Annotated in this window: 15 protein-coding genes; 5 read left to right on the top strand and 10 right to left on the bottom strand. The window is 42.2% G+C overall.

All coding sequences use genetic code 11. The annotated features are described in order from the left end of the window. Positions 1-142 precede the first annotated feature (142 nt). The gene (locus tag F7734_RS21000; protein WP_155746485.1) at positions 143-1,774 is read right to left on the bottom strand and encodes a 2-isopropylmalate synthase; all 1,632 of its coding nucleotides are present in this window, start codon (positions 1,772-1,774) and stop codon (positions 143-145) included. A gap of 78 nt (positions 1,775-1,852) precedes the next feature. On the opposite strand from F7734_RS21000, the gene F7734_RS20995 reads away from it, so the two are divergent. Further along, positions 1,853-2,512: a GntR family transcriptional regulator gene (locus F7734_RS20995; protein ID WP_155746484.1), complete on the top strand. Its 660-nt coding sequence runs from the start codon at positions 1,853-1,855 to the stop codon at positions 2,510-2,512. Between the two features lie 82 nt (positions 2,513-2,594). Here F7734_RS20995 and F7734_RS20990 read toward each other — a convergent pair whose 3' ends face one another. The 8 genes from F7734_RS20990 to F7734_RS20955 form a co-directional block, all read right to left on the bottom strand. Further along, entirely contained in the window at positions 2,595-2,942 is a 348-nt protein-coding gene (locus F7734_RS20990) for a hypothetical protein (protein ID WP_155746483.1), read from the bottom strand. 167 nt (positions 2,943-3,109) lie between these two features. Beyond that, positions 3,110-3,367: a hypothetical protein gene (locus tag F7734_RS20985; RefSeq protein ID WP_155746482.1), complete on the bottom strand. Its 258-nt coding sequence runs from the start codon at positions 3,365-3,367 to the stop codon at positions 3,110-3,112. A gap of 111 nt (positions 3,368-3,478) precedes the next feature. Continuing rightward, the gene (locus F7734_RS20980) at positions 3,479-3,748 is read right to left on the bottom strand and encodes a hypothetical protein (protein ID WP_155746481.1); all 270 of its coding nucleotides are present in this window, start codon (positions 3,746-3,748) and stop codon (positions 3,479-3,481) included. Positions 3,749-4,040: 292 nt separating this feature from the next. Further along, positions 4,041-4,475: a hypothetical protein gene (locus F7734_RS20975; protein ID WP_155746480.1), complete on the bottom strand. Its 435-nt coding sequence runs from the start codon at positions 4,473-4,475 to the stop codon at positions 4,041-4,043. 49 nt (positions 4,476-4,524) lie between these two features. Then, the gene (locus F7734_RS20970; RefSeq protein WP_155746479.1) at positions 4,525-5,697 is read right to left on the bottom strand and encodes a hypothetical protein; all 1,173 of its coding nucleotides are present in this window, start codon (positions 5,695-5,697) and stop codon (positions 4,525-4,527) included. A gap of 302 nt (positions 5,698-5,999) precedes the next feature. Continuing rightward, positions 6,000-6,668 (bottom strand): DUF1361 domain-containing protein, encoded by a 669-nt coding sequence (locus F7734_RS20965; RefSeq protein WP_155746478.1) that lies wholly within the window; start codon positions 6,666-6,668, stop codon positions 6,000-6,002. Positions 6,669-6,956: 288 nt separating this feature from the next. Further along, positions 6,957-8,234, bottom strand: a complete 1,278-nt coding sequence (locus tag F7734_RS20960) for a hypothetical protein (protein WP_243147000.1) — start codon at positions 8,232-8,234, stop codon at positions 6,957-6,959. Positions 8,235-8,380: 146 nt separating this feature from the next. Next, positions 8,381-10,288 carry an iron uptake porin gene (locus F7734_RS20955; protein WP_155746477.1) on the bottom strand — a complete coding sequence of 636 codons (1,908 nt, stop codon included), beginning with the start codon at positions 10,286-10,288 and terminating at the stop codon, positions 8,381-8,383. A 270-nt stretch (positions 10,289-10,558) separates the two neighbouring features. On the opposite strand from F7734_RS20955, the gene F7734_RS20950 reads away from it, so the two are divergent. From F7734_RS20950 to F7734_RS62155, 4 genes are all read left to right on the top strand, one after another. Next, on the top strand, positions 10,559-10,726 hold the full coding sequence (locus F7734_RS20950) for a hypothetical protein (protein WP_155746476.1): 168 nt from the start codon (positions 10,559-10,561) through the stop codon (positions 10,724-10,726). Positions 10,727-10,833: 107 nt separating this feature from the next. Then, positions 10,834-11,250, top strand: a complete 417-nt coding sequence (locus F7734_RS20945) for a XisH family protein (RefSeq protein WP_155746475.1) — start codon at positions 10,834-10,836, stop codon at positions 11,248-11,250. After that, a complete protein-coding gene (locus F7734_RS20940; RefSeq protein WP_155746474.1) occupies positions 11,238-11,573 on the top strand; it encodes a XisI protein in 336 nt (111 codons plus the stop codon). Before F7734_RS20945 ends, F7734_RS20940 begins: the two co-directional genes overlap by 13 nt. A gap of 144 nt (positions 11,574-11,717) precedes the next feature. Further along, complete coding sequence (locus F7734_RS62155) at positions 11,718-12,023, top strand: hypothetical protein (RefSeq protein ID WP_207714163.1); 306 nt, start codon at positions 11,718-11,720, stop codon at positions 12,021-12,023. Positions 12,024-12,056: 33 nt separating this feature from the next. Here the strand turns inward: F7734_RS62155 and F7734_RS20935 are convergent, their stop codons facing one another. Next, positions 12,057-12,533 (bottom strand): hypothetical protein, encoded by a 477-nt coding sequence (locus tag F7734_RS20935; protein ID WP_155746473.1) that lies wholly within the window; start codon positions 12,531-12,533, stop codon positions 12,057-12,059. Positions 12,534-12,682: the final 149 nt, after the last annotated feature.

The raw sequence follows: 12,682 nt of genomic DNA, 5'->3' as shown, positions 1-12,682 counted from the left end.
GTAGAACAGCAATATTGCCCTTACGCAGAGAGTCTCCTAGGTGTTTTTTTATTTACGCACTTTCCACTGAGCAAGTCTACCAAATTTATTCGAGGCGGAGCCGAGCAGACTGCATTCCCAGGCTCCCCCTGGGAACGAGCGGTTAGATGAGATACTGTATTGATGCTCTGGAAGATGAACTCAAAGGCTCATTTCCTCTAACAGATTGTAGGTAACGATAAAGACGATTGACTGCATTGATATAGGCGTAAGCTGATGCAACAACAATGTCGGTGTCGGATGACTGTCCGGAGAAAATTCGGTCTTGATGACGCAGGCGAACGGTGACGGTTCCTAAAGCATCAATTCCTTCGGTCACAGATTGGACGGAAAATTCAACTAATTGGCTGGATATGTGTACCATTCGAGCGATCGCTTTATACACTGCATCCACGGGACCTGTACCTACCGCAGCATCAGTTAAAATTTCTCCACTTGGGGTGACAATTGTGATAGTTGCTGTTGGACAAGTGCAATCTCCACAGGTGACTTGTACGTGTTCTAACTGAAAACCGCTTTCTACTTGAATTTGGGTTTCGTCTCGCACTATTGCCTCAATATCCCAATCGGACATTTCTTTTTTCTTGTCAGCAACTTCTTTAAACCTGATGAAGGCTTTGTTAAAGTCTGCTTCGTTCAAGTCAAACCCCAATTCTTGCAGCTTGCTTCGGAAAGCGTTGCGTCCCGAATGCTTACCCAATACGATCCGATTTTCTGGCAACCCTATGTCCGCAGCATCAATGATTTCGTAAGTTTCTCGATGCTTAATTACACCGTCTTGGTGAACGCCTGATTCATGAGCAAAGGCGTTAGCTCCAACGATCGCTTTGTTTGGCTGTACTGTGATACCTGTCAATTGGGAAACCAAGCATGAAGTTTTATAAATTTCTTGAGTTTTGATATTGACAAGCGGTGCATCGCTTTCTACAGGACGGCCCAAGTAAGGATTGTAATAGGGTTTGCGAACCTGCAAAGCCATAACAATCTCTTCTAATGCAGCATTACCAGCACGTTCTCCAATACCATTAATTGTGCATTCTACCTGGCGCACTCCATTTTCAATTGCTGCAAGTGCATTGGCTGTGGCTAAACCCAAATCGTTTTGAGTGTGAACGGAAAGAATCACCTGGTCTATATTGGGTACGTTCTTCCGAATCCCTTGAATCAACTTTTCCATTTCTTTTGGCGTGCAGATTCCAACGGTATCGGGAACATTAATTGTGGTAGCACCTGCAGCAATCGCTTTGGATATGACTTGGTAAAGAAACTCTGGCTCAGTGCGGCTTGCATCCATGGGTGAAAATTCCACATCTTCCACGAAGGACTTGGCATAAGCAACCATTTCTTCAGCTATTGCCAGTACTTGGTCGCGAGTCTTTTTCAACTGATGTTTGAGATGAATATCTGACGTGGAAAGAAAAACGTGAATTCTGGGATGAGCCGCTCTTTGCAATGCTTCTGCTGCAGCTTTAATATCCTCGCGAATGGCTCTTGCCAAACTGCAAATGATGGGTCCACCTGGTACCCCAACTTGTTCGGCTATGGTTCTGACAGCTTCAAAGTCTCCCGGACTTGCGATCGCAAATCCGGCTTCAATGACATCAACTCCCAAAAGAGCTAGTTGGTGAGCGATCGCTAACTTCTCTTCTACATTCAGTGTTGCTCCAGGTGATTGTTCGCCATCCCTAAGTGTGGTGTCGAAGATAACGATTCTGTCTGTGGAGGAAATGCTCATAACTAGCTCCAAGAGTCTCAACTTTGTATATTGTATACAAAAAATCATATACAATATACATTATGCATGAAAAACATTATGAATTTAAACGACCTAGCAGCTAACGTGCTGCAACAACAACGCAGTACACCAGATTTAATTGCCGACACCTTACGAGAAGCAATTCTGCGGGGAATTCTTCAGGAAGGGCAATCTCTCAGACAAGATGAAATCGCCACGCAATTTGGAGTCAGCCGCATACCTGTAAGAGAAGCGCTGCGACAACTAGAAGCAGAAGGATTGGTCACGTTTCATCTGAATCGAGGGGCGATGGTATCAGTACTATCACCAAATGAAGTGCAGGAAATTTGTGAGATTCGTTGCGCTTTAGAGGTGACAGCAATTCAACTCGCAATGAGCAACCTGACTGAATCCGATTTAGACAAAGCAGCGATGATTTTGGATGAAATCAATCGAATCACAGATGCGACTCACTGGGCAAAGCAAAATTGGGAATTTCATGCAGCACTCTACACCCTAGCAAATCGACCTCGATTGTTTAAAATGATTCAAAATTTACATACCAATCTTTTTCGCTATGCCCACCGGCAGATGAGACAGGTAGATTATTTGGAACGCACCCAAAAAGAACACTACCAACTTTTAGATGCTTGTCGGCAAAAAGATACAAAAGCTGCTGTTAAGATACTAAAACGACATATTGATGCAGCTGCAAATCAGTTACAACCTTCAGCCTAACCTTGTCATTGGTCATTAGCCATTAGCCATTAGCAATTAGCCATTAGCAATTAGCCATTAGCCATTAGCCATTGGTCACTGGTTACCGTCTTCTCAAAGCCATTGCAAGGCACAAACAGATTGAAAATGTAGCGATCGCAAAACCGGGTGACAGATTCCGAGAAAGGATTGCTACGCAACAAATAACAGCCCAGCTGAAACCTGTTTCAGCCCAAACAACATATGGTGGTTCGTAGTAAACGTTTTGATAGAGAACTGTATACTTTTTAAGTAATGACACGTAGATGCAAGCGAGTGTAGGAATAACTATATTCATTGCTGTGTCAACGAATACAGCCGTTACATGAACGGGTATATTTGTGAATATTTTAACAATATTTCCAACAAAGAGAATTGCAGATAACTGCAGCCAAAGCTTTGTATCAAACATTACCCCTCCTATAACTTTCTGGCGCATCTGTAAGGCATACTTGAACAATCGTTAGTATTCCCTAGTTATGGTGGAGAATAACAACAACTACAAGATTCCCGACAACTTCTGCGGATACATCTAAGTCAATAGGAGGTCAGCTTACTGTGCTTTGCAAAGTAGCAAAGCTATCGCACGTGATGACAATGAAAATTTTCATCCTCTTTTGAGGAATTAGATAATTGATACGGTTTGTGTTTCTGTAAATCTCGTATCTGTCTGAGTAAGTCTTCTGTAATTCGATTATGTCGTTCTTGTTCTTGACGCAAACGGTCTATCTCTAAACTTATTGAATTAAACGACGCTTTAACAAAGTCTAGAAGAAATATATTAATTAAAACTAGACTGACTATAATGACAGTAGATGCAAAAAAGTAAAAAAGCATTTTTAAAAATCCGAAACATTGATTTAGTACAACACGATGACTTATGGAATTGATTGTGAAAGCTCGTAAGCCTTCAGCCGTAAGCATTAGTGATGATTTTCCCCAATAGGTCTATTTTATGATTAACAATGGTATTCTCGTCGTTTCAAGAGATTCAGATAAGTAGCCATCCACCAAAATTCCTAGATTCAATTGTTTGCAGGATTTACACCAACAAAAATAATCAGGCTGATGTGCGTTCAGTGGAATGCGCCCAACATAGTAATTTTCATCTACAGTATGTCTCGCTATAACCCAAAACCGCTCATACACTAAACGTCGATCTTCTTGTTTAGATGCTGCCTCATAAGAAAAATTCTTGAACTGCAAACGGTTTGACATTGTTAAAGCTGCTTAAAACATTAGTAAAACACACTACTAGATATGATGTTCCAAGCGCAGCGATCGCCATCACTGTGACTGTGATATCTGAACAACATACAAAATTACACTTACACTCATTTCAAATTTGAAGTGTGATTGCTTCTGCCTAGAGAAATATAATGACTTCACTCTATAGATAGATGCATAAATTTGTAAAATTACATATTTGCTACTGATTTTAATCTTTAATTTGATAGTAAACAGGACAAACAACTGCTGTATTGGAAACTGCCACAATCAAAATTTATAATTAACGGATATAGCCAGTTTCACGTAAAAATTTACGTAAATCGGCAAAATAGCTGTTGCGATCGCGTCCTTTATAAGCCTGTCTCACTTGCATCCAACCGTCTTCACCTTGACCCAACATATACTTATCTGCCAAGTAAGCCGCTAATACGCCTTTACCATCTTCGTACTGTTTCCCTTCCTTAAGGTAAAACTGCCAAAGTTCGGACGCATGATTTTTAATGATTTTGGGATAGCGACTGCCTGCACGAATAATTTTTAGACGAACATTTTTATACTGATAATCCTGAGCTTTTTCGTAGGAGATTTCCGCCCGGACATTACCCGATTGTCCGGTTATGGTCTCTGCCGTGGCAGGTTGAGGAAACACGGTTGCCACGGTCAAAAGCCATAAAGCGATAAGAGAGTTCCAAATTGGAGAACAAGTAGCGTTCATGGTCAGTGTTGTATAGAAGCTCGTTCTACTTTATACAACACCTAAGAGATTAATATCGGAAAATTGCTGCTACAGGTGTACTAAATGGGATTTGTTCTGAGCCAATAGTGTAAACTGTTCCACCGTTGAGCAAAGTGTAGGCGGCGGCAAAATCCAATAAATCATCATCGCCAGTTTCTTCTTCTTGATGCAAGAAAACTGTATCTGAGGAAGGGTCAAACAGTCCCCATTGCTCTCGGTTGGCTGCAACTATTAAGGAATCAATTCTTTGGTAATAAGCTGCAGGGATAATTTCTTTCAAGTCGTTGGATGCTTTGCCAGTGTTGGAACCGTAAAGCATATTAAACCTTTCCACAACCTCTTGCTGTGATTGATAAAACAGAGGCTCAACAATAGGCCAAGCGCGTTCGTGCAATTGGTCTGCAGTTAAAATTTCTTGATTCCCAGAGATACCATCTTCTATTAAATGCTGGTAAGTATTTGCCTCTCTGTACAATGGCATTAAGTACTCTACCCCAGCCAGCATCAAAGGCGCGGTTTGGTTTCGGAGTTTCTCTTCCAATGCACCATTCACAGCATGGAAGAATTGCAGGATGCTTTCTTGGTGCTTATCCCTGTCAGGGCTACCTTGTCCGTGAAACGATCCGGGCTGTTGAAAAGAATTGGCGGTTCCCCCTTTTGAGGTCGCAATGCGGAACTGACCATCTTGAGCAGTTTCATCGTAGTTGAGGGCTTCGTCTAAGCTCTTCGGCATATTTTCTACCTCAACTTCTTGGAGACCGTAGCGATCGCCCTCAAAGAACCGAACATCTTTTTGACTCAAAGCCAAGAGGTAATAACGCCCATCGCCATTTAAAATTGGTAGCAGTGGCTTAATATGAAATCTGTCTGTTACCACAACCATCTCATCAAATTCTAGAGGCAAGGTATAGTAGCGAAAAACATTATTAGAAATAAAAACTGCCAGTCCTTGGTCTCCTGTTTGCTCCCAAAAATCTGTTCGATCCAGTGAATGGGATTGTGCTAGTAATGCCACAGCATCATTATGCTCAATACCAGCATCAATTAAGCGAGCTTCAGCATCTTTCACCAAATTTTTAAACCGAATAGAGTTTTGTCTCACTTCTGGTCCGGCTGTTTGCATTGGCATATAAATTGAAACAGAATTTTGTCTTGGCAGTTCTAGTAATGTCTTGATTTCCTCTCTAGAAATTAATGTCATGCTATATACCTCCTAAGAATGAAAACAGACACCCCAAATTAGACCGCTACTATGCCAACGGTCTAATGGAATGTTTTTCCTAGATTGCTCTATCTGGCTTTATTTCAAGCCAAATAAAATGAAGTTTCATCTTTCTTATGGTAGGCAATAGATGTGATACTCTTTCTTAAAAAAGTAAGTAGGTAGGGCTAAAGCCCACCAACACAAAACGAGAGACAATGCCCTCCCTACTACTTACCTCCAAACTATTTTCTTCCAAAAATACCTTTTGCTATCTGCCCTCTGCCTTACCAAAAATGCTGTTAAATATTAGGCGTATTTGGGTTAACGTGCTGTTGGTTGATAATTATATCACTTTTCCCTTGCCTGGTAAACCCCAAAGTCACGCGTTTCATAATCCAATGCAACACTGCTAGTACTCCAAAAGTAATAGCAATAATAACCAAAGGTTGTTTGCCCAAAATTTCTTCTATACCCTTAGTCAGCACAGTATCCAATTGAGTGACAAAATCCCAACTATTAAAGCGCAAGAATCGCCCCCAATACACGCCAATGGCACAGAGAGCATGAGTCGCCATCTCAACTCTTAAAATCCATTGGCTCTTGCCTATCCTATGTAGGTAATAACCTAAGTTAATTAAAGATATAACGTAAGCTTCAAATCCTGCTAAGATGACTAATAGATACAGGGGTATTAGTACAAGAGTTATCATCCATACGGATTGGATTGTACGGATATCGTCTATCAAGTGGATGACATCGGTTAACAAGTAAGGTGCATTAGGCAAAAAAGCAAAGAAAACTAGGAATCCCAACCACCAAACCCAAGATCGTCCTCGCTTAATGCGAAATAGCCAAACACTCAAAGCCAATGGTATAAATGCCAGAAATAAATTCCAAGTCATCCAACGCATATTGATTTGCAGGACTTGTATGACTCTGGCTATCAATTCAATCAGTTCCTCTTTCATAGGTGCTTCCCTAAAAAGCGTGTAATAAATGGTTTACAAACTCCGTGTATTTTTAAGCTAGCCGATGAACTGACAAAACGTCATCAGGTAGTTGGGTACTGGGTATTGGTTGAGAAAACCTTTTTCTTGAACTACCCGCACTTCCCTTCGTGTAGGACGTGAGGCTTCTGCCCGATTTAGCTAACCATAAGGACAATTATGCCAGAGTAAAAGTTTCATCTCTGGAAAATTGCCCTTACACTGGTTGTTATATTACTTTATCACCACTTAATCGGGTTCCTGAAAGCGTCAACGGAGCATCACTCGACTGCGCGGACCGATTGATGGCTTGGGGGTAGATAATATTTTTTTACCACATTGGGCTGAATTTTTCGTGTTGTTTCTCGAACATATAGCGGAAGCAAGGGTAGAGGGGTCAGTTCGATTCGTGTTTAGGGAATTTCCATTGCTGAACTCAACCTGAGGCAAAGTAGAGGGTGATGGAGAATTAGGCTCATTGACATCTATAGTCGGTGTGGGCGAAGGTATCACATTGCTGTTGTCAACAATGGGTGTGGTAGGTGCTGGTGCGGGATTGCTAACAATAGGTGTGGTAGGTGCTGGTGTGGGATTGCTAACAATAGGTGTGGTAGGTGCTGGTGTGGGATTGCTAACTGGTGGTGGGGGTGGTGTGGGATTTGTAGGAGGTTGTGGGGGGGGTGGTGTAGGATTGTTAACTATTGGTGTGGCGTTTGCAGGTACTTTAATGGTTAATCTCACTAAAGGGCTGTTTGTCATCTTTAAGGACGTGACGGTTGGTTTACCTGGTATGTCGGATCTGAAATCAAAGACTGTGGGGCTTTGACCACCGTTGCGATCGCTATATCGAGGTCCTTGTCCGTTAACTTCAAATGTTCCTTGATACTGCTGTCCTGTTTTTGGATCTGTCACAACACCAGTGTAAAAAGCTTTTGTCAGTCCAAACTCATCTTGAACAACACCTTGAAATTTGGTTTCTGGTATTTTACCTTGGTAGCTATAGGGTTCTAGCTGGCCGCTTGATAGTGCAGGTGAAGAGAGAATGCCATCCAATGAGATGACGGGAATTCCTTTAAAATTAACGTAGTATCCCAGGCTCCCATCAGCACGGGTTTCAATTTTTACGTACTTAGAAGTGTATACGGAAACAAAATTAGGATTTTTCGTGGTGCCTATATTTCGCATATAAGTACCGTTGGAGTCAGTATCTACACGGGTGACCCTGTTGTTGAAGTTAGGGTTAAAGCTGGGAAGTTGAATAGTGCCTGAGAGTGTGCCGGTGCTTTGAATTGTTAATTGTGCGGCGGCTTTAGAAGTTCCAAGACCAATGATGGCTGAAGCTAGGCTGCAACTGCTAATGAGGAGGAACCCTAATTTAGAGATTTTGTTTTTTGAACCGCAGATGGACGAGGCAGTGCGTTGCTCTGGTTCCCAGAGTTGAAGCACCTGCCATGCAGATGGACGCGGATAGTTTGAATCTGCGTGTTTTTGCGGATATATGGGGTTGCCGTTTTGAATTGGTTGTTGACCAGACGTTTGGAAGTACATTGAGAATGTGTTTCTAGATTATAAAGTCACAAAAGTCACGTCTGATTCTATGGGGTGTGTTGGTATCACCCTTGTTGCTTGTTGATTTGTTGCTGATTGTCTAAGTATGCTTGAAAGCATATGATTACATTTACACAAGTATTAACTTAAAACCGGAAGGTTGCTCTCACTGTTCCAATGACTAAAGTGTCGTTGGCTGAGTTGTGATCTGGGCTGAAAAGAAGTAGTAAGCCGGGGGTGATTGATAAATACTCGTTCAATTGGGCGCGATAAAAAAGTTCTAAGTGTAATGCACTGTCACTGCGTCCTCCTGGTGTTCCTCCTTCGGAAAAGTTGGGAAGATTGTATCCTTCTGGTAAGGTGCTGGAGGTAATTTTGGGTGGTTGACCGACGAGAATTCCTCCCAGATTACCTTGACGGAGTAAGTTGGGGAATGCAGCAAATACCATCCAGTTGGTTGTTTTTACGCTTCCAGAGAGTTCTTCTGGATTTGAAAAAGTCCAGCCCCCCCAACCACCTAACTGAAAGTTGGGAGTGATGCGCCATGCTACAGTTGCTCCCACAGCATGAGTGTTGAAGGCAACAGGTGGTGCAAAAGGAGAGATTAATTGAGCATCGCCGACACCACTTCCTAACAAGCCATCGGGAGAGTGGGAGTAAAGATAGTGGACTCCCACATCTATATTGTTGGTTGGTGCAAGGCTTAATTGAGCACCAGCCGTATATCTACCACCAAAGAGTCCTCCAGCTTGAGCGTTATTGGGAAAACTGGGAATTTCTGCACTGTAAACTCCTTGCAAACTAATGCGATCGCTGATTTGCCAGTCAAAACCTATGCCACCCGTACCGTTACCGATTGCCAAAATAGGATTGCGCTGACCAAATAAAGAGATAGCTCCTTCTCCAGAACCTTCCAAAGGGTTAATACCACGGAAGGTGTTAGTTGGGTTAACACCTGCTGTACCAACGACAATGCCAAAGTTCTTGGAGACAGGGAATCGGTAAGACAACTCGTTGAGCACTAAATCTTTGTTTGTATCTAGTTCATAACCCAAGCGTCCCATATTGGTAAATACAAATGGTGCATTAGAGCCTGAGTTACCTGCAGCTAGACCAGTTAAGAGTAAATCTCTTCCTGTAAATGAAGTCGCAAGTGTTAACTGTACGTTATTTGCAAATGTGAGGTTTGTTTGTGCGCTGCGTTCTGGTATACCATCTCTAGGAAACAAGTCAACATCGGCTTTGTTGGAGCCTTGCAAGCCAAAAATGACTTGTCCAACAAGTTTAGTTGTTGTGGAAAACTGATTTTTTGCCACTTGCGATGTTCTACCTTCCAAAGAAGTCACACGCTCTTGAATTGCGTTTAACTCCGCCTGAAATTCCAATTGCAACTTTTCTAGTAAAATTAAATCCTCATGAGTAAGAGCGTTTGCAGTGCTCTTACCAATCAATTCCTCGATCGCTTCTAAGCAAGCTGCCAATCCCGCAGCAAATTCATAACGATTGATAGCGCGATCGCCTCCATAAGTGCCATTAGGATACCCAGCAATACAGCCATAGCGTTCTACTAAAGATTGCAAAGCACTGAAAGCCCAGTCAGAAGGTTGGACATCACCCAGTTGCGATACAGAGTTGACTTGGGACATCGGATCGTCTTCTGGGGAAGGGGTAGACAAGGAAGAGGGGGTAGACAAGGAAGAAGATTCTACCTTGTCCCCCTTGTCCTCCTTGTCCTCCTTGTCCCCCTTGTCCCTCAGTGTTTCTACTGCCTGTACCAGACTATAGGGGGTTTGAGGATATCTTTTCTCAGTAAATTTACCAGTTACTTTTTTACTTTTGATTTTTATAGCTAAAAGGGTAGATTGAGAACTACCATCCAGTGGCATAAATTCGGGCGGTGTCATTTCGGCAGATGGAATAACTTGAGTTACCTCAGATATCGCCGCTAGGTTCACCGCTTCTTTTGCTTTGACTGGTGGCTGCTCTGGCACTTTTGGGGCAGATGGTAGCCCTGCTGCCAACACGCCCGCCATTAGCAGACCAATGTCGTTCATCGTGCTTCAACATAAATTAAGACTTACATTTCTTTTGACAGGAAGAATCTTTGTCAATCCGGAACATTGCTTATTAAAAAGTATTAATTATTACTATTAAATTTGTAAGCAGCCAGATAAAAACGTAAGAATTCTAATTTAGGATCTACGCATAGCCGTATGCAGGAATGAATATCACAAGCGTTACTGGTTTGACACAATCTGAAAAATCTACGCTCAAAGCTTTGGGTGCAGTAGAGGACGAGTAAATTCTGCTCAAAATGAGCTGCGATGACAAAGCTTCCACCTACAGCGCGATCGCATCTTCCAAGAACTATATCTACTGCTCCCAATCCAGCTCAATCCCATCCAACCAAGGAAGCAGCATCTTCCCAACCATCTCAACTTCAATCCCATCCTCTTGACGGCGGAGTATGGCATAGGGAGTGTAAGCTTTAAAGGCGTGGATATAAAGTTGTGTATCCTGTTAATTCACAGATGTTGTCGTTTACGTTATATAATGGTCAAAGGTAGTTTTTACCCGTCCGGTTGCACATTCAATCACCATGTCTGTGAGAGATGCATTTCATGATGCGGTCAGGCGAGCACTCGAAAAAGATGGTTGGACAATTACGGATGATCCGTTGCGCCTTCTTGTTGAGGAAGTTGAACTGCTAATTGATTTGGGAGCAGAGCAACTGCTGGCTGCAGAAAGGTCAGGAGAAAAAATTGCGGTAGAGATTAAAACCTTCCTACAGGCATCAGCCATTTCAACTTTTCATACAGCCTTGGGACAATTCCTCAACTATCAGGAAGCTTTGGAACTCGATCAACCAGAACGAATATTGTATTTAGCTGTGCCAAAGCAGGCTTATAAAAGCTTTTTTGAAAAACGCTTTGTGCAGAGAATGGTACATAAGTATAGCATAAAACTTTTGATTTACGATCCCAAGCAGGAGGTCATTGTAGAATGGAAAGAGTAGAGAAATATAGAGAGTTAGTGAAACAAGTTCTAGAAGAATATGCAAGCTATAAATTCTCATCAGGTGAAATTGAAGTGATGCCTGTTTTTGATTTAGAACGAGATCACTATCAAGTTGTGAGTGCAGGATGGAAAGACGAGCGTCGAATTTACGGGTGTTCGGTACATATCGATATTAAAGATAGCAAGATTTGGATACAGCATGATGGCACTGAGATGGGATTTGCGGATGAATTTGTAAGGCTAGGAGTTGCAAAAGACGACATTGTGTTGGCATATCACTCGCCGTTTATGCGGCAGTTTGATGGTTTTGCAGTTAGCTAATGAACAAGTTTTGTACCTTTATACCTTTGCTTTATAAATCACAAAATTTTTTGAAACTTATTGATTATCGAGAGAAACTTGAATATTAGACGTTGAGCCGAGAACCGTATAAAAACCTACATTCCGGGTATAGAAAAGCTTGCTATGTCTGGCTTTCAAAGATTTCGGGGGGAAGATGAATTATTGCTCAATCGTGCGTTACAGCTTTACAATGAGCGTCTTGATAAAACTTGGGGTTTGACCTACTGTATTGGTCGTTTAGCATTGCTTCGTGTACAGTTTTTCTTCCTCCTCTCAACTTCGCTGCTCTACTCAATCTCTCCGTGTCTCCGCGTCCCTAAGTCTCCGCGTCGCACTTCGAGCGTGCCATTCGCAGCAGTGCCCAAGTGTATTTTCCAACCGTATGGATTTAAAGTAAAACGACAGGGTGGAATTAAACGTCCAAAATGAGCTTCGGTTGCCAAAACTGAGGGCAGTCTGCTTTTACTCAGGCTGGTTGCAGTACTTATTCAAGTCTGATGCCGCACCATCTAACTCCTTGGCAGCAGTTGCAGCTCCTGTCAGGGCTGTATCGATATCTCCTCTTGCCTTTTGAATTTTAACTCGACCTTCTGATGAGTTGTTTGCTACTTTAGCAGAACCCAAAGCTTGGCCTGCTTTCGCAATGGATTTGCTCACAGTCTCAAACACCTTGACAAAACGGTTCTTAAATTCCTGTAGCTTCGGATCTTTGAAGTTCTGTTGGTCAATCTCTTGACTCACAGCTTGCAAATCCTTCGATAGTTGTATGCTGGTTATAACCTGCTGCCCTTTGTTCTTATCAATTAGCTCAGATCCTTTGTTAACCACTTCCATCAACCGTTGGCATTGATTAACTTTGCTTTCATTGCAAGCAGTCATGAGAACACCAAGACTCAAGCTAACAGGAAAGATAACAGTATATTTACGTAAGACAAACATATTTAGTCTCATTATATATCAAACCCAGATAATAATACCCAAAAATTTCATGGTTCTCACCATTGTTCCTATCATTGTTATCAATTAGCGAGCAAGTTCCTATAACGAAGGTAATTCTTTGTTTATCCCCAATCCCCAATCCCCAATCC

The sequence above is a fragment of the Scytonema sp. UIC 10036 genome (assembly GCF_009725235.1).
The sequence above is the reverse complement of the archived record's forward strand: the minus strand, read 5'-3'. Positions and strand labels throughout refer to the sequence as shown.